22 protein-coding genes are annotated in these 23,063 nt (G+C 69.2%); 12 read left to right on the forward strand and 10 right to left on the reverse strand.

The features are described 5' to 3' along the window. Nucleotides 1-318: 318 nt before the first annotated feature. The 4 genes from IT306_24905 to argF all read left to right on the forward strand — a co-directional run bounded on the left by IT306_24905 (nt 319) and on the right by argF (nt 5,017). Complete coding sequence (locus tag IT306_24905) at nt 319-921, forward strand: hypothetical protein (GenBank protein MCC7371681.1); 603 nt, start codon at nt 319-321, stop codon at nt 919-921. Next, complete coding sequence (locus IT306_24910) at nt 918-2,648, forward strand: molybdopterin-dependent oxidoreductase (GenBank protein MCC7371682.1); 1,731 nt, start codon at nt 918-920, stop codon at nt 2,646-2,648. Before IT306_24905 ends, IT306_24910 begins: the two co-directional genes overlap by 4 nt. 132 nt (nt 2,649-2,780) lie before the next feature. Further along, nucleotides 2,781-3,629 (forward strand): LLM class F420-dependent oxidoreductase, encoded by an 849-nt coding sequence (locus IT306_24915; protein ID MCC7371683.1) that lies wholly within the window; start codon nt 2,781-2,783, stop codon nt 3,627-3,629. A gap of 428 nt (nt 3,630-4,057) precedes the next feature. Then, nucleotides 4,058-5,017 (forward strand): ornithine carbamoyltransferase, encoded by a 960-nt coding sequence (argF, locus tag IT306_24920; GenBank protein ID MCC7371684.1) that lies wholly within the window; start codon nt 4,058-4,060, stop codon nt 5,015-5,017. A 318-nt stretch (nt 5,018-5,335) separates the two neighbouring features. Here argF and IT306_24925 read toward each other — a convergent pair whose 3' ends face one another. The 3 genes from IT306_24925 to IT306_24935 form a co-directional block, all read right to left on the reverse strand. Beyond that, a complete protein-coding gene (locus IT306_24925; GenBank protein MCC7371685.1) occupies nt 5,336-6,760 on the reverse strand; it encodes a HAMP domain-containing protein in 1,425 nt (474 codons plus the stop codon). Nucleotides 6,761-6,775: 15 nt separating this feature from the next. Beyond that, nucleotides 6,776-7,468: a response regulator transcription factor gene (locus IT306_24930; GenBank protein MCC7371686.1), complete on the reverse strand. Its 693-nt coding sequence runs from the start codon at nt 7,466-7,468 to the stop codon at nt 6,776-6,778. Nucleotides 7,469-7,554: 86 nt separating this feature from the next. Further along, nucleotides 7,555-7,683 (reverse strand): pentapeptide repeat-containing protein, encoded by a 129-nt coding sequence (locus IT306_24935; protein ID MCC7371687.1) that lies wholly within the window; start codon nt 7,681-7,683, stop codon nt 7,555-7,557. Between the two features lie 85 nt (nt 7,684-7,768). On the opposite strand from IT306_24935, the gene IT306_24940 reads away from it, so the two are divergent. From IT306_24940 to IT306_24955, 4 genes are all read left to right on the forward strand, one after another. Further along, a complete protein-coding gene (locus IT306_24940; GenBank protein ID MCC7371688.1) occupies nt 7,769-8,629 on the forward strand; it encodes a zinc metalloprotease HtpX in 861 nt (286 codons plus the stop codon). Between the two features lie 108 nt (nt 8,630-8,737). Continuing rightward, nucleotides 8,738-9,688: a glycosyltransferase family 2 protein gene (locus IT306_24945; protein ID MCC7371689.1), complete on the forward strand. Its 951-nt coding sequence runs from the start codon at nt 8,738-8,740 to the stop codon at nt 9,686-9,688. Then, nucleotides 9,685-10,596, forward strand: a complete 912-nt coding sequence (locus IT306_24950) for a glycosyltransferase family 2 protein (protein MCC7371690.1) — start codon at nt 9,685-9,687, stop codon at nt 10,594-10,596. The genes IT306_24945 and IT306_24950 overlap by 4 nt, the downstream gene beginning before the upstream one ends. Before the next feature lie 41 nt (nt 10,597-10,637). Then, nucleotides 10,638-11,513, forward strand: coding sequence for a glycosyltransferase family 2 protein (locus IT306_24955; protein ID MCC7371691.1), 876 nt, complete (start codon nt 10,638-10,640; stop codon nt 11,511-11,513). Between the two features lie 63 nt (nt 11,514-11,576). On the opposite strand, the gene IT306_24960 is transcribed toward IT306_24955, so the two are convergent. Beyond that, complete coding sequence (locus IT306_24960) at nt 11,577-12,527, reverse strand: serine/threonine protein kinase (GenBank protein ID MCC7371692.1); 951 nt, start codon at nt 12,525-12,527, stop codon at nt 11,577-11,579. A 269-nt stretch (nt 12,528-12,796) separates the two neighbouring features. Here IT306_24960 and IT306_24965 point away from each other — a divergent pair, with 269 nt between their 5' ends. The 3 genes from IT306_24965 (at nt 12,797) to IT306_24975 (ending at nt 14,633) form a co-directional block, all read left to right on the forward strand. Next, nucleotides 12,797-13,210: a response regulator gene (locus IT306_24965; GenBank protein ID MCC7371693.1), complete on the forward strand. Its 414-nt coding sequence runs from the start codon at nt 12,797-12,799 to the stop codon at nt 13,208-13,210. After that, nucleotides 13,210-14,187, forward strand: a complete 978-nt coding sequence (locus IT306_24970) for a hypothetical protein (protein ID MCC7371694.1) — start codon at nt 13,210-13,212, stop codon at nt 14,185-14,187. The genes IT306_24965 and IT306_24970 overlap by 1 nt, the downstream gene beginning before the upstream one ends. Nucleotides 14,188-14,462: 275 nt before the next feature. Continuing rightward, a complete protein-coding gene (locus IT306_24975; GenBank protein ID MCC7371695.1) occupies nt 14,463-14,633 on the forward strand; it encodes a hypothetical protein in 171 nt (56 codons plus the stop codon). Between the two features lie 75 nt (nt 14,634-14,708). Here the strand turns inward: IT306_24975 and IT306_24980 are convergent, their stop codons facing one another. The 5 genes from IT306_24980 to IT306_25000 all read right to left on the reverse strand — a co-directional run bounded on the left by IT306_24980 (nt 14,709) and on the right by IT306_25000 (nt 20,051). Beyond that, entirely contained in the window at nt 14,709-15,779 is a 1,071-nt protein-coding gene (locus IT306_24980; protein ID MCC7371696.1) for a lactonase family protein, read from the reverse strand. 63 nt (nt 15,780-15,842) lie between these two features. Beyond that, entirely contained in the window at nt 15,843-16,640 is a 798-nt protein-coding gene (locus tag IT306_24985; protein ID MCC7371697.1) for an SDR family oxidoreductase, read from the reverse strand. 11 nt (nt 16,641-16,651) lie between these two features. Further along, complete coding sequence (locus IT306_24990) at nt 16,652-17,650, reverse strand: hypothetical protein (protein ID MCC7371698.1); 999 nt, start codon at nt 17,648-17,650, stop codon at nt 16,652-16,654. 21 nt (nt 17,651-17,671) lie between these two features. Continuing rightward, nucleotides 17,672-18,787 carry a mandelate racemase/muconate lactonizing enzyme family protein gene (locus tag IT306_24995; protein ID MCC7371699.1) on the reverse strand — a complete coding sequence of 372 codons (1,116 nt, stop codon included), beginning with the start codon at nt 18,785-18,787 and terminating at the stop codon, nt 17,672-17,674. Between the two features lie 154 nt (nt 18,788-18,941). Continuing rightward, on the reverse strand, nt 18,942-20,051 hold the full coding sequence (locus IT306_25000; protein MCC7371700.1) for a Gfo/Idh/MocA family oxidoreductase: 1,110 nt from the start codon (nt 20,049-20,051) through the stop codon (nt 18,942-18,944). Between the two features lie 114 nt (nt 20,052-20,165). On the opposite strand from IT306_25000, the gene IT306_25005 reads away from it, so the two are divergent. Next, a complete protein-coding gene (locus tag IT306_25005) occupies nt 20,166-21,029 on the forward strand; it encodes an aldolase (protein MCC7371701.1) in 864 nt (287 codons plus the stop codon). A gap of 1,280 nt (nt 21,030-22,309) precedes the next feature. Here IT306_25005 and IT306_25010 read toward each other — a convergent pair. Beyond that, a complete protein-coding gene (locus tag IT306_25010) occupies nt 22,310-23,050 on the reverse strand; it encodes an SDR family oxidoreductase (protein MCC7371702.1) in 741 nt (246 codons plus the stop codon). Between the last annotated feature and the right edge of the window lie 13 nt (nt 23,051-23,063).

Genomic DNA, 23,063 nt, shown 5'->3' on the forward strand with positions numbered 1-23,063 from the left:
CCGGCGAGGCGAGGGAGCCGGCGCTATCCAGAGATTGAATAGATGGGCCCAGTATACATATATTGAATAGTCGCGACCAGCGGGCCGGCGGCTCATGTGGGCGGCTGCCGCGGCGCGCTCACCCGGCAGCGGGCTGGGCCTTGCAGGCCGGTCGGCCCGACTTGTCGGCCAGGCAGACCGCCGCTAGACTATTCGAAGAATGAGTAGTCAGGCCGGGCTGGGCGGCGGCTTCTGCGACCGCTTCTCCCAGCCCTGCGCTGTTGCCGGGGCAGCGCCGCTGCCGCACTGCCTGCACCCGGCGTGAGGGAGGACGCATCGATGGCGACCGTGATGAAGACCAGTCGAGACGTGCGGGGCGTTGGCTTCTCGGTGCCGCGCTACGACGCGCCAGACAAAGTCGTCGGGAAGACGCGGTACGTGAACGACGTGATCCTGCCCGGCATGCTGCACGCTCGCCTGCTCCGCAGCCCACACGCCCATGCCCGCATCACGCGCATCGACGTCAGCAAGGCGAAGGCGCTCAAGGGAGTACGGGCGGTCCTGACGGCGGCGGACATTCCGACGCTCCATCACGGCGCAAAGACGCGCGGCCACGCCATCATGGCCATTGACCGGGCGATCTTTGCCGGCCAGCCGGTGGCAGCCGTCGCCGCCGACGAGCTGGCGATCGCGGACGAGGCGCTCGACCTGATCGAGGTCGAGTACGAGGTGCTGCCGGCGGCCGTTGACCCGATCAAGTCGATGGACTGGGATGCCCCGCGCGTCGCCGACGAGGGCACCGAAGCCGACACCTCCGAAGCCCTGGCCCACTCTGGCATCGCTGCCACCGCCACCGAGCAGGTGAAGACCGCCCCGAACGTCACCCAGACCTCGAAGCTCGGGCGGGGGATCTCGCGGCGGCGTTCGCCGAGTCCGACGTGATCCTGGAGAAGACGTACCACGTTCCGATGGTCCACCAGGGGTACATCGAGACCCATGGCACCGTCGCGCACGTCGATCAGACCGGCCGCATCACGGTGTACGCCAGCACCCAGGGCTCCTTCAACACGCGGGCCGAGATCGCGGATGTGCTGCAGATCCCCGAGGAGATCGTCAAGGTCATCCCGATGGAGTGCGGCGGTGGCTTCGGCGCGAAGATCCGCGCGCTGACCGAGCCGATCACCGTCCTGCTCTCGCAGGTGACGCGGCGGCCGGTCAAGTACATCATGACGCGCCGCGAAGAGCTCGAGGCGGGCATGCCGGCCCCGAGCGTGACCATCAAGCTCCGGACCGGCGTCAAGCAGGACGGCACCCCGATGGCGCTGGAGGGCGAGACGGTCATCGAGGCCGGCGCGTACTCGGGGGCCGTGCTGACGATGAGTGGCGTATTCCTGGCGTCCGTCTACCAGTGGCCGACCTTCCAGGTGACCGGCTACGAGGTGCTGACGCACAAGCCGAGCATCGCGGCGTACCGCGCCCCGATGGCCCCGCAGACCGCCTATGTCATCGACTCGCACATGGACCAGATCGCGCGGCAGCTCGGGCTGGATCCGGGCCAGTACAAGCTGAAGCACCTCCAGCGCGGCGGCGACCTGATGGCGCACGGCCAGAAGTGGGCGGTCAACGGCGCCTGGGAGTGCCTCGAGCGCATGCTCGAGCACCCGTTCTGGCAGACTCGAGACGCCTGGCGTGAGAGCGGCGGCAAGAACGGCGCTGGCTACCGGGGGACCGGCGTGGCCGTTGGCGGGTGGGTGCCGGGCGCGCAGCCGTCCAGCGCCACCATGCGGCTCGATACGGACGGCACGCTGACCGTCTTCACCGGCTCGGTGGACATTGCCGGCACCAATCAGGGCCTCGCGATGATGGCTGCCGAGACCTACGGCGTCGACATCAGCAAGGTCAAGATCGTCACCGGCGACACCGACAGCTCGCCGTGGACTGGCCTGAGCGCCGGCTCGAAGACGACCTACTCGGTCGGCAGCGCCGTGGTGGCAGCGGCGAAGGATGCCCGCACCAGGACGCTGAGTGTGGCCGCCGACGAGCTGGAGGCGTCTCCGGACGACCTCGACATCGACGGCGACGCGGTGGTGGTCCAGGGCGTGCCGGGCAAGTCGATGACCCTCTCGGCCATCGCGAAGAAGGCGACGGCGCTGGCCTCGTCGCGCGGCCCGATCATCGGGCTGGGCGCCGCGGGCGTCTCGGAGCTGGCGCCGGCCTTCGCCGCCGAGCTGGCCCGCATCGAGATCGACCCGGACACCGGCCAGATCACGCTGCATGACTTCGTGGTCGTGCAGGACGTCGGCAAGCTGATCAACCCGCTCGGCGCGGAGGGCCAGATGCAGGGTGGCGCCGTGCAGAGCCTCGGCTTCGCGCTGACCGAAGGTCTGATGTACAGCGACAGCGGCCGGCTGATGAACCCGAGCCTGCTGGACTATCGCAAGCTCACGGCGGCCGACGTGCCGGACATCGAGACGATTGTGATCGAGGTGCCGGCCCCATCTGGTCCGATGGGGGCGCGCGGCGTCGGCGAGCCGCCAATCGTGCCCGCGCTCGCGGCCATCGCCAACGCGGTCCACGACGCCACGGGTGTCCGCCTGACCACGCTGCCGCTCACGCCAGAGCGAGTGGTGCTGGGGTTGGAAGCCGCGCACCCGAACGGCTCGGCGTAGCGTCGCATCTCGGCCGCCACGGCTGATGTCGTGCCGTGGCGGCCGTCAGTCCCTCAGCGGGCTTCGCGCCACATCATGCCGCCGTGCGGGTCTGGCCTATACTCGCCCGACACCAGTGTGGGGAGTGGCAAGGTGGCAGCACCACAGGTCCGCGTGGGCATCAAAGTCGCCCAGATGACCGGCCTCTACGACGACGCCAAGGAAGCATGGCTGGAGGCCGACCGGCTCGGCTTCGATACCGGCTGGCTCCACGACCATCTGCTCAACCAGAACGACCTGTCCGCGCCCGAGGAGGAGGGCTGGTCGATCCTGGCGGCGCTCCTGGCGCTCAGCAAGAGCATCCGGGGCGGGCTGCTGGTCACCTCGAACACGTTCCGCCACCCGAGCCTGCTCGCCAAGATCGCCACGACCATCGACCGCATCTCCGGCGGGCGGGTCGAGGTCGGGCTGGGGGCCGGCTGGATGGAGGCCGAACACGAGCAGTACGGCATCACCCTGCCGCCCCTGAAGGACCGCGTCCGCGCGCTCGACGAGGCCTGCCAGATCCTGATCTCGCTCTGGACCCAGGAGCGGACCACCTTCAACGGCCAGTACTACACCCTCAAAGAGGCGTACCACGAGCCGAAGGCGATCCAGAATCCGCATCCGCCGCTGGTGATCGGCGCGAAGGGCGAGAAGGTGACCCTCCGCACGACGGCCAGGTACGCCGCCGAGTGGAACTATTCCGGCGGCACCCCGGAGGAGTTCGCGCACAAGAGCGCCGTCCTGGACGAGCACTGCCGGGCCATCGGGCGTGACCCGAAGACCATCGAGCGCTCAACCCAGTTCCGAGCCGGCGCCTCGGCCGCCGAGTTGCTCGACCTCAGCCGCCAGTACATCGGGCGGGGCGCCACGCACCTGATCTACACCTGCCCGCAGCCGTACAGCGCCAAGGGCGCACGCTGGATCTGGAACGAGGTGGTGATGCCACTGCGCGGCTAATGCCGCTCCGTGGCTACGGGACACGCTCAGGTTGAGAGACGCTGGAGCCTCTCAAGGCTCCCTCAGGGCCACAGCGGGCGGACCGCCCATCCGTAGTCCACACGACGAAGCCCCTTCTGGTGCAGGAAGGGGCTTCGTGTGGTCCTGGCGCCGGTGCAGACCTGAGCATCACCCACGGCACGCGCACCGCCAGCAGGCCGCGCGGCGCGCCTGCTACACTCCTCGCAGCATGACGGAACTGGTCGCGCGCACCATCGGGCCCAGGCTCAGGCATCCTGCCATGAGCCGGCCAGCCGCGCCCTCCCTCTCCGTCCCCCGGTAGACCGCTCCCCTTTCGCCACGCGCACTCCCTGACGGGGCTGGCCCTCTCGTTTGAGAGCCAGCCCCGTCTTTGCGTTCGGTGCGCCCCACCGCTGGAGACTCCTCCCATGAAGCGCGATGTGATCAGCATTGCCGACCTGTCCACCCCCGAGATCGTGGCCCTCCTGGACGTGGCGGCCCGCCTCAAGGCTGAGCGCAAGGCCGGCCTGACCAACGCGCCGCTGGCCGGCAAGGCCCTCGCGTTGCTGTTCCTCAAGCCGTCGCTGCGGACCCGCCTCTCGTTCGAGATCGCGATGGAGCAGCTTGGCGGCACGTCGCGCTTCCTTGGCCCCACCGAGGTCGGGCTGGGCACCCGCGAGTCCGTCCCCGACGTGGCGCGGACCCTGGGTTGTTATGTCGACGCGGTGGCCGTGCGGGTCTTCGCGCACGAAGTGGCGAAGGAGCTGGCGCAGCATTGCCCGGTCCCGGTCATCAGCGGCCTCTCGGATGACGAGCATCCCTGCCAGATCCTGGCCGACCTCCTGACCCTCAAGGAGCGGTTCGGGCAGCTACGCGGGTTGACTGTCGCGTATGTCGGGGATGCCAACAACGTGGCGAACTCGTTGCTGCTGGCGCTGCCGCGCCTCGGGGTCAACCTCTGCCTCGCCACGCCAGCCGAGTACGAGCCGGCCGGGGCGATCCTCGAGCAGGCTCACGCCGACGCGAAGGTCGGCAACGCGTTCGTCGAGGTCTGCCGCGATCCAGCGGTTGCGGTGGCGAACGCGGACGCCGTCTATGCCGACTCCTGGTACAGCATGGGCCAGGAGCATGAGGCGGCAAGACGCCGCCCGATCTTCAAGCCGTACCAGATCAACGAGGCGTTGATGGGCAAGGCGCAGTCGCACACGGTGGCCATGCACTGCCTGCCGGCCCATCGCGGCGACGAGATCACGGACGGCGTGCTGGACGGACCGCGGTCGGTGGCGTTCCAGCAGGCAGAGAACCGGTTGCACGCGCAGAAGGCGCTGCTGCTGGGACTGCTGGGGACGCCCGGGCTGGCCTCGTGGGCGGGAAGCTCGCTGGCGTAGCCTGCCGCCATGCCAAACCGGCCGTCATCCCGACCGTCGCGAGGCACCCGCCCACACCCCGTCACGTCATCCCGACCGTCGCGAGGCACGACCACGCCGTCATCCCGACCGTCGCGAGGAACGAGCGAAGCGGAGGGATCTTCCCTGGCAAGCACGAGTGAATCGATGGGGAAGATCCCTCGACTGCGCTCGCAAGCTCGCTCTGCTCGGGATGACGGGGTGGAGGGTCGTCAGGCTTGCCCGGTGCTTGCCACATGGACTCACTTCGTTCGCGATGACCACTCCGGCCTGCTCGGGATGACGATGCGTGATGGTGGCTCACTCCTCGCCGACGGCCCCCTTGCGCACGTCGGGCGGGGCGGCCGGCAGCGTCACCACGAACCTGCTTCCGACGCCCGGCTCGCTCTCGGCCCACACGCTGCCGCCGTGTACCTCCACGATGTGCTTGACGATGGACAACCCCAGCCCGGTGCCGCCCGTCGCACGGCTGCGGGCCGGGTCCACCCGGTAGAAGCGGTCGAAGACACGGGGCAGGTGCTCGGAGGGAATGCCGATGCCGTCGTCCGCAACCTCCAGCCGCGCCGTCCTCTCGTCCGGCCGGCACGCGCGCACCGTGATGTGCCCGCCAGGCGGCGTGTAGCGGATACCGTTTTCCACGAGGTTCGTCACCAGTTGGCGGAGCCGGTCCTCGTTGCCGAGCACCACGACCGGCCCGGCGTCCTCGGCGCGGACCTCGTGCTCGGGCGCGAGCGCCATCAGCCGCTCGACGACCTCCTCAGCCAGCCGGTCCAGGCGCACCGGCTCGGCATCCCCGACGGCGGCCTCCTCCTCGCGGGACAGGAACAGCAGGTCGGCCACGAGGCGGCTCATCCGCTCGGCCTCCTCCTGGGCCTCGGCAGCGACCTCCTGGCGCGTCTCGGCGTCGAGGTCGAGGCCAAGCAAGTCGAGGTCGGTGCGAATGACCGTCAGCGGGTTGCGTAGCTCGTGGGAGGTGTCGGCGAGCAACTGCCGCTGGGAGTCGAGCAGGCGGCGCAGCCGGCCGATCATGTGGTCGAACGAGGTCGCCAGCCGGCGGACCTCGGCGGTGCCCTCCGGGCGGACGGAGAGGCCGACATCGCCAGTCGCGGCGATACGCTGGGCGGTGGCCGCGATCTCCTCCAGCGGATCGAGCGCGCGGCTCACCACGAGCCACGTCGCCACGATGCAGACCAGCAGCACCAGCACGCTCCCCACCGTCAGCGGCCGGAGAAGATCGTTCACCGCCTGGTCGATGGCCTGGAGCGACTCCCCAATCCGCACGACGGCGGTCACCCGCCCGTGCTCGACGATGGGCCGGGTGACGACCCGCGCACGGCGGCCGTTCACCGACACCGACTCCGTCAACGGGCGGCCGCTTTCGGCGGCTGCACGGGTCTGATCGGTCCAGGGCAGGCCGCCGGCCGGCAGGCCCGGCGACGCCGCGATGGCACGGCCCTCACCGTCCCAGATCTCGAAGAAGAGGCGCGGCTCGGAGAAGGCGTCGAAGCCGGGCGAGTTCGGATCGAAGCTGGCCGGGTCGCCAGCCCCCGTCTGGAGCATCCCGAGAACGGTCGCTTCGAGGGCGTCGGCGCGCGCGGACAGCAGCTGGTCGGCGTCGGCGCGCAGCGTCCGCTCGAACGACTCGACGACCAGCGTCCCGAGCAGCGCCATGCCGGCCGCCAGAATCGCGACCTGGGTCAGCGCCAGTATCGCCTTGAGGGTCACCGCGGCTACGTTTCTCTACTCGCGGCCGGGATTCGGCTCGCGGAGCGCGTACCCGACACCGCGCACCGTGTGGATCAGGCGCGTCCCGCCGTTCGACTCCAGCCGGTCACGCAGGTAGCTGATATTCACGTCGATGACGTTCGACGCCCCCAGGAAGTCCGAGCCCCAGATCGCCCGGAAGATCTGCTCGCGGGTCAGCACCTGGCGCGGGTGACGCAGGAAGTACTCCAGCAGGGTGAAGCCGCGCGCCGTCAGCTCAATGGGCGCGCCGGCCCGCGTGACCTCGTGGGTGCGGGTGTCCAGCTCGACATCCGCGAAGGTCAGCGTCTCGACCTGGGGCGGTCGCGAGCGCCGCAGCAGCGCCTCGATCCGCGCCAGCAGCTCCTCGAACGCGAACGGCTTGACAAGGTAGTCGTCCGCGCCGCTGCGGAGGCCGGCGACACGGTCGGCGATGGCGTCGCGGGCCGTCAGCATCAGGATCGGTACCTGACTGTCGCGTCGCAACCGGCGAGCCGTCTCCAGGCCGTCCATGCCGGGCATCATCACGTCGAGGATCACCAGATCGGGGACGGAGCGCGCCGCCAGGGCCAGGGCCTCGTCGCCGGAGGCCGCCAGATCGACCTGGAAGCCCTCGAAGCCGAGCCGCCGGCCAACCGCCGACAGCACGCGGGGATCGTCGTCTACCAGGAGCAGCTTCGCGTTACTCACACCAGGAGTGTAGCCGCGCCGCACGGGGCGCGTCTGAACGCTTCACGATCCTCTCATCAACCTCTTACGCGGCATTTATGCTGCACTTATGCGCCGCTAACGAGCGCGCACCGACAATACCAGTGAGGCATTCGAGACGCCGCGTCGCACCCGCCCAGGTCGCACCCGCCCAGGTCACACCCGCCCAGGTCGCACCCGCCCAACCGGGCCTGCATCGTGCATCTGCCCGTGGGCAACCCTGGGTGTGTGGCCGTGGGCGGCCAGGTGCCAGCGGCGTCGTCTCACAGAGGAGCTGAACCCATGTCGAATACCATCAAGTCCGTCATTCTCCTGGGCGCCCTGACCGGCCTCCTGGTCGTGATGGGGCGGGTGCTCGGCGGCACCACCGGCATGATCGTCGCCTTTGGCATGGCGGTGGTCATGAACTTTGCGTCGTACTGGTTCTCGGACCAGATCGCGATGAAGATGGCCGGCGCGCGCGAGGTCTCGCCTGAAGAGGCCCCGCAGCTGCACGGCATCGTCGAAGAGCTGGCGTACCGCGCGGGCCTGCCGAAGCCGCGCGTCGCGATAGTCGAGAGCCCGTCGCCGAACGCCTTCGCCACGGGCCGCGACCAGAACCATGCGCTGGTGGCCGTGACCACGGGCATCCAGCAGATCCTGAATCGCGATGAGCTGATGGCCGTCCTCGGGCACGAGCTGGGGCACGTCAAGAACAAGGACATCCTGATCTCGTCCATCGCGGCGACGGTCGCCGGGGCCATCGTAATGATCGCGCACATGCTCCAGTTCGCGGCGTTCTTCGGTGGGTTCGGCGGCTCGCGGGACGGCGAGCGCGGCGTCAACCCGATCGCGGCGCTCGGGATGATCATCCTGGCTCCGCTGGCCGCCACGCTGATCCAGATGGCGATCTCCCGCTCGCGCGAGTACGGCGCGGACGACACCGGCGCCCACATCGTGGGCGATCCGATGGCGCTGGCCTCGGCGCTCCAGAAGCTGGAGGCAGGCTCGCAGCGGATGCCGATGGACGTGAACCCGGCAGCGGCGCCGCTGTTCATCGTGAACCCCTTGAGTGGGCAGTTCATCGGCAACCTGTTCTCGACGCACCCGCCGATCTCGGAGCGGATCAAGCGGCTGCAGCGGATGGCCGGCTACCCGGTCTGACGACGGGCGGCCCGTACCCGTCAGCGCCCCTCACCTCGCCGGCGAAATCCGCCGGCCGTGCTGCCGCCGGGCCGTATAATCGGCGCGGCCAGCACGGCCGGTTGTCGTATGTCAGTACCTCAGATTGCCGTCGTCGTCGTCAACTGGAATGGCGCTCACCTGCTGCGGACCTGTCTCGGGGCGCTGCGGGCGCAGACGTTCACGGATTTTGAGACGGTCCTGGTCGACAACGGCTCCTCGGACGACTCGCTGGCGCTGGTCCGCGCGGAGTTTCCCGAGGTCCGCATCCTGGCGTTGACCGAGAACCTCGGGCTGGCCGGCGGCACCAACGCCGCCCTCCCCCACACCGACGCCCCGATCATCGCCACCCTCAACAATGACACCGAGGCCGATCCGCGCTGGCTCGCCGAGCTGCACGCGGCGCTCGAGGCCCACCCCGAGGCTGGCTCGGCGGCGTCCAAGCTGCTCCTGTTCGACCGCCGCGACACCATCCACTCGGCCGGCGACTTCTACGGCCTGGACGGCATGCCGGGCAACCGCGGCGTCTGGCAGCACGACGACGGCCAGTACGACCGGCCAGAGCTGATCTTCGGGGCGTGCGCGGGCGCGGCAGCCTACCGCCGGGCCATGCTCGACGATGTCGGGTCGTTCGAAGACAGTTTCTTCATGTACTGCGAGGATGTCGATCTCTCGTTCCGCAGCCAGTTGCTTGGGTATCGTTGCGTCTACGTCCCGACGGCCATCGTCTACCACATGCTGAGCGCGACGGGCGGCGGACCGCTGGCGAGCTACTACTGCGGGCGCAACTTTCTGCGAGTCATCGCGCGGAACATGCCGGGGCCGCTGCTGCGGCGGGTCTGGCCGAAGATCGCCCGGGCGCAGTTGACGATGGCGCTGGAGTCGCTGCGGCACATCCGCGAGCCGGCCGCTCGGGCCAAGCTGCGCGGCCAGCTCGCCGGCCTGCTGGAGCTGCCACGGCTCCAGGCCGAGCGCCGCACGATCCAGCAGCGGCGGCGCGCGCCGATTGGCTACCTCCGCTCGATCATGGTGACGCCGTGACGGCGACCCTCTCCGTCGTCGTCGTCAGCTACAACCGCCGCGAGCTGGTGGCCCGCTGCCTCGACTCGCTCCTGGCCGACCCCGACGCCCCGAGCCTTGAGCCGATCGTCGTGGACAACGCCTCGGCGGACGGCACGGCTGCCGCTGTCGGTGAGCGCTACCCGACGGTCAGAGTCATCGCGAACGGGGAGAACGTCGGGTACGGGCGAGCCTGCAACCAGGGGCTGGCCGTGGCGCGTGGCCGCTATCTGATGGTGCTGAACCAGGATATCGTAGTGCGGCCCGGGAGCCTGGCGGCCCTGGTCCGGTTTGCCGACGCCCACCCGGACGCCGCACTCGTCGGGGCGCGCCTGGAGTACGAGGACGGGCGGTTCCAGCACTCGGCGTTCCGGCTGCCAGACTGGAAGCAGGCGCTCTTCGGGTTCTTCGACGGGCTGGCGCCGCTCGACAGCGAGCGCAACGGGCGGTACCCGCCATCCTCCTACGACCACCCCTTCCAGACCGAGCACCTGCTGGGCGCCTGCCTGCTGCTCCGCCGTGAGGCCGTCGAGCAGTTCGGGCTGTTCGATCCAGCATTCTTCATGTACTACGAGGAGACGGACCTCTGCGCGCGCGCCCTGAAGGCCGGCTGGCGCAACTACTATTGCCCGGACGCCCGGGTCATGCACGTCAGCGCCGCCAGCACCTCGGCCGCCAGCGAGAAGATGTCCGTCGAGTTCCACCGCTCGCAGGCGATCTTCTACCATCGGCACTACGGCGGAGGCGGCTACGCGTTGCTCAAAGCCATTGTCTGGGCCGGCACGGCGTATCGCTTCGCGCGGAGCCTGCGGGCCGTGCTGCGCCGGCGGATCAGCCCGGACCTGTTCCGCGAGCGCTGCGGCGGCTACTGGAGGATCCTGTGGTTCTGACCGACACGAACGCCAGCACGCCGCGGGATGCCGAGACGCCCCTGCTCGACGTTTCCGTGGTCATCGTCAACTACAAAGTGCGCGACCTCCTGCGCGACTGCCTTCGCTCGTTGGAGCACGACCTTGCGACGCTCACCGGCGAGGTCTGGGTGGTGGACAACGCCTCGGGCGACGGTTCGGTCGAGATGGTCCGCGAGGAGTTCCCGTGGGTCCGGCTGATCGCCAGCACCTGGAACCGAGGGTACGGCGCGGCGAACAACCTGGCCATCCGCGAGGCGGCCGGCCGCTACCGCTACCTGCTGATCCTCAATCCCGACACGAAGCTGCCGCCCAACGCCCTGGTGGACACCATCGCCGAGATGGAGCGCCACCCGGACATCGGGGCGCTCGGCCCGAAGCTGATCCGGGGCGACGGCACGCTGGACCGGGCCTGCCGGCGCTCGTTCCCGTCGCCGGAAGTGGCATTCTACCGGCTGTTCGGGCTGGCACGCCTCTTCCCGAACCATCCCCGCTTCGCCCGCTACAACCTGCTGAACGTGGACGAAGACACGGCCATGGACGTGGACTCAGTGTGCGGGGCGTACATGCTGCTGCGCCGCGAGGTCGTGGAGCGCGTCGGCATGTTCGACGAGGCCTATCGGATGTACGGCGAGGATCTGGACTGGGCCTACCGGATCAAAGCGGCTGGCTGGCGGGTGCGCTACCACCCGGCCGTGACGGTCTTGCACCTGAAGGGCCAGAGCAGCCGCCAGCGGCCGGTCTCCTCGATCCGCGCGTTCTACGACGCGATGCGCGTCTTCTACGACAAGCACTACGCACGGGAGCACGACGCGGCGTTCAACCTGGCGGTGCACGGTGGGATCGGGCTGCTGGAAATGGCGGCGCTGGCCCGGAACCGGTTCAAGCCAGCTCGCTGACGTTCGCCCGACAGCGTCCAAACGTCTAGCGCGACTGGCAGGCGGGACACGCCTCCACGCTGCCTACAGCTCGCGCCAGCGCAGGCGGGTGCGCCGGCCGGGCTGGCGCACCTCATCGAGGTTGTGCCCGTAGCCCGTCACGCCGCCGACCGCCTGCTGCCACGTCGGGCTGATGGCGTGCCCCAGCGCGGTGACAAAGGCCACCGCGCTCGCGAAGCGGTGGCAAGGATCCTTCGCCAGCATCGTCCCGAGCACGAGATCGACGGCGGCCGGCAGCGCGGGGTTCAGGTCAGCGGCGGACGGCAACGGCATGGCGATGTGCGCGTACAGCACGCCGACCGTGGACGGCCCGACGAACGGCGGCCGGCCCGTCAGCAGCTCGAACGCCAGCGCGCCGAAGCTGTACAGGTCGCTCAGGCGGCTGGAGGGCGTGGCGTCGCCAGCCACCTGCTCGGGGGCGGCGTACTCGGGGGCAAGCGCCAGGTGCCCGAACTGCGCGAGATCCTCCAAAGGGTCGAACGGGCGCGGCGTGAGGATGTCGCAGAGGAGCGGCGTGCTTCCGTCGAACAGGACGTTCGATGGCTTGAGGTTGCGATGCACCCCGTTTTGGCCGTGCATGGCGTCGAGGCCGCTGGCGAGCGGCCCCAGGAGCGTGATGGCCGCGTCCACGGTCCAGGGCTGGCCGGCCAGGCGCTGGGCCAGCGAGCCGTCGGCAGCCAGCGGACTCGCCACGTACGCCCGGCCATCCGCCGCGCCGGCATCCAGGCAGGGCAGCAGGTTCGGGTGGCGCAGCTCGGCGGCGACGCGTGCGGTGCGCTTGAGCCGCTGCACGAACGACCAGTCCAGGGCGAACCGCGAGGGATACAGCTTGAGCGCGACCGTTCGACCGCGCACAACGTCCTCAGCCTGCCAGACCTCGGTGTCCAGACCGACCCCGACGCGCGCGACCAGCCGATAGTTACCGATCCCCTGTCCGGGTGTCTGCCCGCCATCCTGCCCGACTGCTCGCTCCATCTGGCGCCCCTCCAGGCCGCGCGTCTCGCCACGCCCGTCCGTACCGCTGCTGACCGTACTGTCGGGTGGCACGGATCTCGCAGGCCCTGACTGCGGAGCCGGGGCGTGTCTCATCGGGCGAAGGCACGCGGCAGAGGGGACAAACGGCCGCGAATGACGGGTCATGTTTCGCTCGTGGATGGGGGTTCTGCTGAGCTAATGTGAGATTGCGGTACGGATTCTGCTTTAGCTCCTGGTGAGATTGCTGATCGAGATCACCGGAGAGGTAGATGCTAGATCCACAAGGGCGCTCACCCGCACCCTCTGACAACCAGGTGCTCGTCGTCGAAGACGACCTGACCATCGCGCTCCTGATCGCCGCTATTCTCGAAGACGCCGGCTACCAGCCGGTCGTCGTGCGGGACGGGCGCAAGGCGTTGCGCGTCATCCGCGAGCTGCGGCCGGTCGTCATCACGCTCGACCTGGAGCTGCCAGACCTTGACGGGCGCGCCGTGCTGCAGCGGCTGATGGCCGAGCGCGCCACCGACCGACTGCCGGTCGTCGTCGTCTCGGGCAGCACCGAGCTGCTGTCTCGCGAGGAACGGCGGTCGGTGTCGCGCGCGCTCACCAAGCCGTTCGACCTGACCGAGCTGATCCAGGCAGTTGACGAGGTTGCCGCGCGGGGGGTGTCCGGATGCAGCTGATGCGCGCCAGGCCGCCGGTGCCAGTCGCTCGGCGGACGTGGGCCGCCGCGGCCGCGCTGGCGCTGCTGGCGAGCGCCGCGGCGGCGACGGGTGCGCCGCCCGTCGTCCTGGCCGCCCCGGCCCTGGACCCGGCCTGCGCCTCGGCCCCTGAGCGGCCGGCCAGCCGGGCAGTCGCGCCGGCGAGCGTCGCCGCGGACCTGCCCGCCCCGTTCGCCTACCGTCCGAACGAGACCGAGCAGGCGGCGGCGCTGGCCGAGGCAACAACCGTGGTGACGAAGCAGGCGGCCGAGCTTGGCCTCGACGGCTGCTACCGCGAGAAGCCGCGCGAGATCGCGGGGCGGGTGGATCTGCTCAGCCCGTTCGAGTTCCTGGTGTACAGCACATTCGACGCCGATCTCCAGAAACGCGATGCCTTGCTCGAACAGTACCGGACCGATCCGCGCGGCGCGATCAAGAACCTCGGCGATGCGTTCCCCTCAACCCGGGCCCAGGCGGCCCTCGCCAGCTACGCCTACTACGACGTGAGCAGCGACCGCATCCGCGTCAACGCCGAGCACGTCCCCTCGGCCGAGCTGCGGCGGGTGCTGGTGCACGAGTTCTGGCACGCCATGCCGAAGGCGCGTCGCTGGTCGGAGGGCGAAGGCCGGCTGCTGCGCGCCAGCGGCTTCTGGCTCCAGGAGCAGCCGGCGGGCCGCCGCATCTGGCTGCCGGTGGAGGATCGGCGGGGGTTGCCGTATGCGTCCTACCTGCTGGACGAGGCGATGGCCACGCTGATGGAGACCCGCTACGCCGGACCGTCGAAGCACGCACGACCGGACCTGCTCGAAGTCCAGGGCTACCTGGACAAGCTGATGTCGGTGGCTGGCCGCGACGACGTGCTGGACGCCTATCTCGGCTCAGAGCCGGAGGCGCTGGCGGCGCTGACGCAGGCCCACCGCGCCGAGTTCCCCGAGCTTGAGGTGCTGGCGCGCCCGTAGCGCGGGAAGAGCATCGTCATATGACACGGTATCGGGTGGGCCTGATCGGCTGTGGTCTCATCGGCCGGTCGCACGCCTACGGCTGGACCCACAGCGAGCGGACGGGGCTGGTGGCCCTGGCGGACATCACGCCGGCCGCGCGGGACGAGTGAGGACAGCTGCGTCGGGCTGATCCAGTTCGCGAACGGCGCGCAGGCCACCATCGAGAGCGATCTGACGCCGCGTGAGACGGCTTCGATCAACTGCATCTTCTACGGCACCGAGGCATGATCCAGGTGGACGAGGACGACGTCCGGATGATGAACGCCTCGACGAACGGCTGGAAGACCCTCACGACCTGGGAGCACGCCCAGACGTTTGAGGATGCCTTTGTGGCCCGGTCCAACAGCATCGCCGACTGGCTGGACGGCTCCATCGAGACGTTCCGGGGTGAGTCGTGGGTGTAGTTCGCGGGTTTCAGATGCTGGGTTTCGGGTTTCAGGGGACCACCCCCGAAACCCGAAACCTGAAACCGAGGACTCCTACGCAAACAGGATGCAGACCGGCGCGCCGACCGTGGTGACGTTGCCGGTCGGGGTGAGCTGACCCGTCTCCCCATCGATCCGGAACTGGACGATGCTGTCCGAGCCCTGGTTGGCCGCGTACAGGAACGTGCCGCTCGGATCGATGTTGAAGTTGCGGGGCGTCTTGCCGCCGCTGGAGGCGTGCCCGCGCGCCGTCAACCGGCCCGTCTCCTGGTCGATCTCGAAGATCGCGATGGTGTCGTGACCCCGGTTCGAGACGTAGACGAACCGCCCAGATGGAGCGACCAGGATCTGCGCCGTCGACATCCGCTCGATCTTCGTGCCCTCGGGGAGGGTCGAGAGGTAGTGCAGCTCCTTGAGGACGCCCGCGGCGGCGTCGTAGGTGAACGCCGTGATCGTCAGGTCGGCCTCGCCGTTGACGTAGGCAAAGCGGCCGTTCGGGTGGAAGGCGATGTGCCGGGGGGCCGCGCCGCTGTGGAGCCGCGCGAACGGCGGATCGGCCGGCACGAGCTTCTTCGCCGCCGCATCGAGCCGGTAGATCATCACCTTGTCGATGCCCTTGTCGCAGACGAGGATGCGCTGCTGCGCCGGGTCGAAGGTGACGAAGTGGGCGTGCGGCCCCTGCTGACTCGGGCCGGGGCCGGAGCCGACATGCTGCTGGAGGTCCGAGGTCGGCTGCAGCGTGCCGTCCGGGTCGATCGGGAAGACGGCGACGGTCCCGTTCTCGTGGTTCGCGACGATCAGCACCGAGCCGCTCGGGTCGGTGGTCAGATGGCAGGGCTCGCCGCCGTGGGTGGACTGCTCGCTCAGTTGGGTGAGCGCGCCGGTCTCCTGGTCGATGGCGAACGAGACGGCGTCGCCCGGGCCTTCGCCGGCCGCCTCGCGCAGCTCGCGCACGGCGAACAGGAAGCGCTTGTCCGGGCTGAACGCCAGGAACGACGGATCGACCATCGGTGCGGTGGACAGGTGGGTCAACACGCCCGACTCTGGATCGCGGCGGTAGGTCTCGATGCCCGTCGCGACGCCGTGCCGGGTGTAGGTACCGACGTAGACAAGATTCGGCTGCATGCATGTCCCTTCACTCCCCCTCTCCGACGCGGAGAGGGGGTTGGGGGGTGAGGTCATCTCCGCCTAGATCTCCGTGATCGGCGGCAGCAGCATGCCGCCGTCCACCAGGATGCAGGTGCCGGTGACGTACCGGGCCTCGTCCGAGGCGAGGTAGACGGCTGCGCCGGCGATGTCGGACGGCTTGCCCGGGCCGAGCAAGACCTCGGTCTCGGCGCGGACGTTGTACGAGTCGTACCGCTCGCCGCGCTCGCCGGGGAACAGGCGATTGTCGATGAAACCCGGCGCGATGGCGTTCACCCGGATCTTGTGGGGGGCAAGCTCGCGGGCCTGGCTCATGACCAGCCGTCGCAAGGCCGCCTTCATCGAGCCGTAGACCGAGTCCCAGCCCCAGGCCCGCTCCTGGTGGACCGAGGTAATGGTGATGACCTGGCCGCCCGTGCCCTGCCTGACCATCTCGCGGGCCGCCAGTTGGGTGTTCACGAACGCCGCTTTGAACGGCAGATAGAAGCCCTGGTAGAGCTGATCCTCGCTCTGATCCAGGTACGCCCGCGAGGCGTTCGGATCGCGCCGGCCGGGGTTGGCGTTGTTGACGAGGATGTCCAGCTTGCCGAAACGCTCGACGGTCGCCTTGACGACGCGCTCCATGTCGGAGGTGTCGCTGGCGTCGCCCAGCACCACCTCGACGTCGCCGCCAGCCTCGGCGATCAGCTTCGCCGCCTCCTCGGCGTGCCCGATGCTCGGGTCACGTTCGAGGTCGTTGACGATGACCTTCGCGCCTTCGCGGGCGTAGGCCATCGCGATGCCGCGCCCGATGCCGTGGCCGCTGCCGGTGATCAGCGCGACCTTCCCTTCGAGTCTCATGGTGCGTCCCTCTAGATCCGCGCGAACTTGATCAGCGAGTGGCAGCGCTCGTCCCAGGTCGTGTTCTTGAAGAAGGCCGAGAGCGCCGTCTTCGTGACCTCGCCGACGTACAGGTCGCCGCGCGAGTCCACCCACATCCCGTGCGGCGCGGAGAAGCCATCCAGCGCGCACGGATCCTTGCCGCCCCAGGTGGACAGGATGTTGCCGTCGATGTCGCGGACGGTCAGGCGGGATGGGCGGTCCTCCGGCAGCAGCTTGCCGGCCATGTTGGTGGTGCCCTTCTCCCAGCCCATCTCACCGATGTAGACGGTGCCGTCCGCGCCAATGCACAGGTCGCCGGGGCGGGTCACGTGGTCCCAGATGGTCAGCAGCTCGCCCGCGGGGCCGAAGATCTGGACGCGGTCGTTCTCGCGGTCGCAGATGAAGACGCGGCCGTCCGTGTGCACCCAGACCGAGTGGACGAGGTTGAACTGGCCGGGGCCGGTACCCGGCTCGCCCCAGGACTGCAACAGCTTGCCGTCCGCCGAGTAGCGGTGGACCCGCGCGTTGCCGTACCCATCCGAGACGTAGATCTCGCCGTTCGGGGCGACGGCCGCCCGGGTCGGGACGTTGAACGGCCCGGCCGCCCGCGCGATGGTCGTCAGGTTGCTCGGGGCCTTGGCGTTGTAGCCGGTGTCCGAGACCTGCCCGGGGACGCCGAGCGTCATCAGCACCTTGCCGTCGAGCGTGCACTTGCGGACCGTCTGGTCCGTCGCGTCCACCAGGAACACCTCGTCGTTGACGATGGTGATGCCGTGGGCGCGGGGGTAGAGCGTGGTGTCACCCCAGGTGTCGAGGAACTTGCCGTCGCGGTCATAGATGATGACCGGGTGCTCGCTGCGATTGAAGACGTAGACCCGGTCCTGCGAGTCGGTCGCCACGCCGGCCACGTCGCCGTGCGACCAGCCGGCCGGCAGTTGCTCCCAGCCCTCGACAACCTCGTAGCGGTACTTGCCGTCACCAACGATCATGGTTGTGTTCCTTCCGTCTGCCTAGTGCGCGACCGACCCATCCTCGCGGAACCAGCCGCGCGTCGTGTACGGCCGGTACGGGTGATCCTTCAGCTTCTCCTCGCGGATCTCCAGCCCGATGCCCGGGCGGTCCGGCACCACGACGTAGCCGCCATCGCGCACCAGCGGCGCTTCGAGGATGTCGTTCAGCCTGTCGGCGACGGGATACGCCTCCTGGAGGAAGTAGTTCGGGATCGCCGCGTCGAGCTGGACGTAGGTGGCCATGTTGATCGGGCTGCCCATCAGGTGCGGGAAGACGCCGATGAACGCCGACTCGGCCAGCGCCGCGATCTTCTTGACCTGGGTGAAGCCGCCCGCCAGCGACAGGTCCGGCCGGATCAGCGCGACCGCGCCGGTGTCGATGATCTCCTTGAACTGGTAGAGGTTGTACGAGCGCTCGCCGGCCGCGATCGGCACGTTGACGTGGGCAGCCACGTACTTGAGCGCGTCGGTGCTCTCCGGGGCCAGCGGATCTTCGATGTAGAGCAGCCGGTACGGCAGCACGGCGTTGCCGAAGACGACGATCTCGTGCTTCGAGAAGTTGCGGTGGATCTCCACGCCCAGGTCGATGCCGAAACCGACCGCCTCGCGGATCGCCTTGACGATGTCGATGGCCTCGGTGACCGTCTGCGAGGACGGCCGCTGCTCGAAGCCCTCGAACATCGGGATGGTGCGGAGCGAGGTGTAGCCCTGAGCCACGAAGTCGGCGGCCTGCCGGGCGCGCTCCTCCAGCGTGTTGCCGCCGACGTTGGCGAAGACCTTGACCTTGTCGCGGACCTTGCCGCCGAGCAGTTGATACACCGGCTTGTTCAGCGACTTGCCGAGGATGTCCCAGAGGGCGATGTCGATGGCGCTCATCGCGGCGCTGAGCACCGCGCCCTGGAAGTGGGTGTCTCGCGAGACCGTCTGGTAGTGGTGCTCGATCTTCGAGGCGTCCTTGCCGACGTAGTACTCGCTGAGGTCTTCGATGGCCTCCAGGACAAGGTCATGGTGTGCCCAGAGGCCGGCCTCGCCGGTCCCGATGATGCCCTCGTCGGTGTAGACGCGTACCAGCAGGCTTCTCTCGACGAGAATCGTCTTGATTCGCTCGATCTTCATTGAGCAATGCTCCCAGTCGTTGGGTGTGGCGTTGGGGTATCGCGTTGGCGTGTGGCGTTGGGGCGTCGCGGTTGGGGCGTCGCGGTTGGGGTGTCGCGATACGTGCGCCCGTGCTGCCGAGCGCGACGCGCACAGTCGCCGGGCTGGTTGCGCGTCAGCCGTGGCCCCCGTGCGGCCCCGGCTGTGGGCTGTGGGATACCTGCAGCAGGGGCAACGGTATGGTAGCCGCCCCGGCCTGACGGTGCGCGGCCGGATCGGGGATCTCCAGGATCTGTCGGTTGCGGGATGCCGCGTAGGCCAGCTCGATCAGCTGCGTGGTGCGGAGACCGTCCGCGCCGGGACAGCGGACCGGGCCACCTTCAAGTACGGCCCGCACGAAGTCCTGCACCAGCGGTCGGTGGGTCGCTGGCGAGCGCGGCGAGACCTCCAGCGTGTCCACGTCGTTGCCGAGCTGGAGCACGATGCTGGTCCCCTCCAGGTTCGGCACGCTGACCGAGCCTTCGGTGCCGAAGATGGTGATGCTGTCCTGCGGCGTGTAGCTGCAGCCGCTCTGATCGAGCGTCGCGACGACGCCGTTCGCGAACTCGACCGTGACGTTGGCCTGATCCTCGCTCTCGGTCCAGGTCTCGACGTGCCGCACGTTCGCCGAGACGCGACTGGCATCCCCGAACAGCCAGAAGAGCAGATCGACGCGGTGCGATCCCGCGTCGGTCAGCGCGCCGCCGCCAGCCTGCGCCACGACGCCGCGCCAGGCGGGCGCCGTCCCCGGGGCCGGGCGCTTCGGCACCGAGTAGCCGCGGCAGACCATCTGCGCCGAGGTGATCTTCCCCAGCCGATTCGAGCGCACAATCGCGCGCAGCATCTCCATGACCGGGTAGAAGCGGCGGTAGTAGGCCACCCCGAGGATCAGGCCGGCCTGCTCGGCCGCCTCCACCACCTCCAGTCCCTCGCGGGTCGTGATGGTGAGCGGCTTCTCGCAGAGGACGTGCTTGCCAGCCTTGATGGCGGCCAGGACATGCTGCGTGTGCAGGTGGTGCGGCGTGCAGACGAAGACGGCGGTGACGTTCGCGTCGGCGCACAGCTCCTCGACGCTGCCGTAGGCCCGCTCGATGCCGTACTGCTCGGCGTACGCTTCGGAGCGCGCGAGGTCGGTGCGAGCCACGGCGACCACGCGCGACTGCTCGAACGTAAACGCACTATCCGGCGGCGCTTTCGTCTCCGTGACGTTGCCGCCGCCCACGAATCCCCAGCGAACCTCGCTCATCGCGGCCATGCCTCCCGTGTGTCAGGGAGAGGGTAGCCCGGGTTGGGGGGTGAGGGCACCCACGGTGTACGCTGCCATGCAGACCCAGCCGGTGACGGACGAGGAGGCCAACCGATGCCTGAGGGGACTCGGCTCAACGGGGTGATCGCGGCGCTGGAGGCCGGGCAGCCGGCCTTCGTGACGTTCTCCGCCGCGACACCCGACAACGCGCAGGCGATAGGCGACGCAGCCTACGACGGCGTCGTGTTCGAGATGGAGCACGGCCCGTACGACATCCGCGCCCTGCGCGACTCGCTGCAGTACCTGCTCAATCGGAAGCAGATCGTGGATCGCGGCACGCTCGCGCCGGCCGTCACACCGCTGGTACGCATCCCCCCGAACGGCGGCGAGATGAACCAGTGGATCGCCAAGCAGGTGCTCGACAGCGGCGTCTACGGCATCGTCTGGCCTCACGTCAGCACCGTGGAGGAGGCGCGCAACGCCGTGGCAGCCTGCCGCTACCCGCGCCCGCCGAGCGCGCCGATCTTCGAGCCGGCCGGCCAGCGCGGCGATGCCCCGACCGCCGCCGCGCGCTACTGGGGCCTCTCGCAGCAGGCCTACTACAAGCAGGCGGACGTCTGGCCGCTGGCCCCGGACGGCGAGATCATCGTGGCGATCATGTGCGAGGAGGTCAAGGCGGTCAAGAACCTGCCGGACATCCTGGAGCAGGTGCCGGGCATCGGGGCCGTCATCATCGGCGAGGGCGACCTGTCGCAGGACCTCGGCTACCCGCGCCAGTACGACCACCCGGCCGTGGTCGAGGCGATGCAGTCGGTGGTCGAGACCTGCAAGCGCTTCAACGTCGTCTGCGGGCACCCGCACGTCGATACGGCGAACGTCGAGCGGGTGTTGGAGCAGGGGTACCGCTGGCTGATGCCCGCGCCGACCCGCTCGTTCGGGGCGCTCGACCTGGGACGAAAGCTCGCCGGCCGAAGCTGACCCGCGTGGGCAGCTGCCGGTTTTGACACGCGCCACACGGTGAGATACCGTTCGCAGCGGCGTCGGCCGGCGGGCCGGCTCACGCGACGGCCGCGGCGATCGTCGCCGTGTCCAGCACACATGACGAAGCCCCTTCCCGGTGCGGAAGGGGCTTTCGATGATCTGTGTACCTGATGAACGACCGGTCGAGTTTTCGATGATCTGGGCGATGACTCGGGGCCAGCCTTGCCCTCTGGGACTTCGGTCGACGGCTCTGCTCTACATGCGGGGCGGCGCTCACTGGCCTGCCCGTGGGTGGCCGCTTCTTCCTACTCGCCCGGGGCGCTGGCGAACTGCTCAGTCAACTTGCAGCACCCCCAACTCGAGGTAGCGGGCCTGGGACCGTCTTCGCTCTGCCATCTTCCCGCGCTCCGATGTGTCTCGTGTCGTGCCAGGCGCCCTGTCTGTGGTGTCTCGCCACTGGCTTCCTGGTGACTCAAGAATACCGCCCCCCTGGCGCGCCACGCAGGGGACGGCTGTACCGACTTCCAGGGGGGCGGATGTCCCGATCGGCGCCGACGTTGGAACATCGGACAGTCTCTGGCAGTTCTGGCCGAGGTTCTGGCAGCCGCGCAGGCGCATCGTGCAGGTGAGAAACCGCGCAAGGATGACAGGCCATGCGCTGCCCAACCTGCAACGCCAGCTTTCACGAGGGGACGGCCGAGCTGCTCGGCCTCTCGCTGATCCAGTCCTTGGGGCTGATGGGCGACGGGCTGGACTGGACCGTCTACGCCACCTTCCTGCTGGTCGAGAGCGTCGGCCTGCTGGCGCTCGGGGCGGCGCTGCGCTGGCGCAACACGTTCCTGGCCGGCGCACTGGCCTTTGCGGGCGCTGAACGCGTGGTACCTCGTGGCGCTGATCGGGCTGACGCTGATCGGTCGGGGACTGAAGTCCCCGCCTACAGTCGTTCAGTCGCTGCGCGACGGACGCCGGGCACGGCAGGCACTGGTGCGACTGGAGCGTCGCGCAGCGACTGCAGGATCGTAGGCGGGGCTTTCAAGCCCCGACGCGGGGGCACGACGCGCTCGACATGCAATCGCCCTGCCCCGCTCACCTCTTCCTGTACGCGGGAGCGGGGGAGTCCGCATTGCTGTTCGCATGAGTGACAGCATCGTCATTGATTCAAAGAGATGCAACTCATAAGTGTCATCCTGCACTGCGCTCAGGATGATGTAACCATGCCGTGCGCTCACTGACGCGTACCCTGATGCGGGGGCCGGGACGCGGCTACCGGGACGCGGCTACGCCATGAACAGGCCGCCGTTTACGTCCAGCGACGCGCCCGTTACGTAGCTGGCGGCGTCTGAGGCCAGGAAGAGGATCGCCTGGGCGATCTCCTCGGGCTGGGCGGCGCGCCCGAGCGGCACGGCGCTGACGGTGCGATCCATCAGCTCGGCTGAGTAGTTGTCCGTCGCCAGCGGCGTCAGCACGACGCCGGGGTTGACCGCCGTGACGCGGATGCCGCGCGGCGCAAGCTCCTTGGCGAGATGCCGCGTCAGGCCGAGCAGCCCGGCCTTGGAGGCCGAGTAGGCGCAGGCCATCGACGGGCTGGACGAGCGGCCGGCCAGCGAGGCGACGTTGACGATGCAGCCGCCGGTGGCGAGCTTCGGGGCGGCGGCCCGGGCGCAGATGAACGCGCCTTTCAGGTTGATGTCGATGATCCAGTCCCACAGCTCGTCCGAGACATCGGCGAGCGGGGCCGGCTTCCCGACCCCGGCGTTGTTGACCAGGATGTCCAGGCGGCCGAACCGCTCCAGGGCCGTCGTGACGGCTGCCTCGGCGTCGGCGGGGCTGGTCACGTCGAGCTTGACGCCGACGATGCTGCCAGGGGCCGCGTCGATGGTGGTGAGGGTCTCGTCCAGGCTGGCAACGTCGCCGAGGACGAGTTTCGTGCCGGCGGCGGCCAGTGCGCGGGCGGTCGCCAGCCCGATGCCGCCGCGCGCGCCGGTGACCAGGGCAACCTTGCCGTCGAGTGCTCCCATAGCAGCTCCAAGA

It is taken from the genome of Chloroflexota bacterium (genome assembly GCA_020850535.1).
GTDB lineage: Bacteria > Chloroflexota > UBA6077 > UBA6077 > JACCZL01 > JADZEM01.

Bases quoted from the DNA above. Each gene is read 5' to 3' on its own strand.
- IT306_24980 (MCC7371696.1), bottom strand. From the start codon at position 15,779: ATGCAGCCGAATCTTGTCTACGTCGGTACCTACACCCGGCACGGCGTC.
- argF (MCC7371684.1), top strand. From the start codon at position 4,058: ATGAAGCGCGATGTGATCAGCATTGCCGACCTGTCCACCCCCGAGATC.
- IT306_25010 (MCC7371702.1), bottom strand. From the start codon at position 23,050: ATGGGAGCACTCGACGGCAAGGTTGCCCTGGTCACCGGCGCGCGCGGC.
- IT306_25000 (MCC7371700.1), bottom strand. From the start codon at position 20,051: ATGAGCGAGGTTCGCTGGGGATTCGTGGGCGGCGGCAACGTCACGGAG.
- IT306_24990 (MCC7371698.1), bottom strand. From the start codon at position 17,650: ATGATCGTTGGTGACGGCAAGTACCGCTACGAGGTTGTCGAGGGCTGG.
- IT306_24945 (MCC7371689.1), top strand. From the start codon at position 8,738: ATGTCAGTACCTCAGATTGCCGTCGTCGTCGTCAACTGGAATGGCGCT.
- IT306_24985 (MCC7371697.1), bottom strand. From the start codon at position 16,640: ATGAGACTCGAAGGGAAGGTCGCGCTGATCACCGGCAGCGGCCACGGC.
- IT306_24995 (MCC7371699.1), bottom strand. From the start codon at position 18,787: ATGAAGATCGAGCGAATCAAGACGATTCTCGTCGAGAGAAGCCTGCTG.
- IT306_24960 (MCC7371692.1), bottom strand. From the start codon at position 12,527: ATGGAGCGAGCAGTCGGGCAGGATGGCGGGCAGACACCCGGACAGGGG.
- IT306_25005 (MCC7371701.1), top strand. From the start codon at position 20,166: ATGCCTGAGGGGACTCGGCTCAACGGGGTGATCGCGGCGCTGGAGGCC.
- IT306_24970 (MCC7371694.1), top strand. From the start codon at position 13,210: ATGCGCGCCAGGCCGCCGGTGCCAGTCGCTCGGCGGACGTGGGCCGCC.
- IT306_24940 (MCC7371688.1), top strand. From the start codon at position 7,769: ATGTCGAATACCATCAAGTCCGTCATTCTCCTGGGCGCCCTGACCGGC.
- IT306_24965 (MCC7371693.1), top strand. From the start codon at position 12,797: ATGCTAGATCCACAAGGGCGCTCACCCGCACCCTCTGACAACCAGGTG.
- IT306_24935 (MCC7371687.1), bottom strand. From the start codon at position 7,683: ATGCAGGCCCGGTTGGGCGGGTGCGACCTGGGCGGGTGTGACCTGGGC.
- IT306_24905 (MCC7371681.1), top strand. From the start codon at position 319: ATGGCGACCGTGATGAAGACCAGTCGAGACGTGCGGGGCGTTGGCTTC.